The organism is Vibrio sp. 1249-1 (genome assembly GCF_033340495.1).
In genome coordinates this window covers 1-505 of the sequence record NZ_JAWOWJ010001226.1, presented here as the reverse complement: position 1 = coordinate 505, position 505 = coordinate 1, and the positions used below count along the sequence as shown (strand labels likewise).

1 protein-coding gene is annotated in these 505 nt (G+C 47.9%); it reads right to left on the bottom strand.

Annotated features, from left to right (window positions below; all coding sequences use genetic code 11):
• On the bottom strand, nt 1-505 hold a 505-nt coding region (locus R7Z50_RS31405), incomplete at both ends, for an ABC transporter permease subunit (RefSeq protein WP_318150262.1).

The following is a 505-nucleotide window of genomic DNA, read 5'->3' as shown; positions in this document are numbered from 1 at the left end:
ACGGGCAAACGTTGCAACGTAAAGCAAAGACATACCAACAACCGGCAACACTAAAAACTGCCAGCTACCATCTTGCCAACCACCTGCAGGGAAAATGTGCCAATGTAGAGAGAATAGGTAAATCAGAGCTGGTGCCAATACGAACGACGGCATAACCACACCCAGCATCGCGGTCGACATTATGGTGTAGTCAACCCACGTATTCTGCTTGAGAGCCGCTATCGTCCCGACCGTCACGCCCATGATCAACGTAAAGATGAAGGCGATAAAACCCACTTTCGCTGACACTGGCAGAGCAACGGCGATCAACTCGTTTACGGTGTAATCTAGGTATTTAAACGATGGACCAAAATCACCTTGCAGAACGTTGGTCAAATACGTTGTGTATTGCTCGAATACTGGCTTATCAAGGCCGTATTTCGCTTCAATGTTCGCCATAACTTCTGGCGGTAGTGGACGTTCTGTCGAGAAAGGGTTTCCCGGTGCAAAACGCATAAGAAAGAAA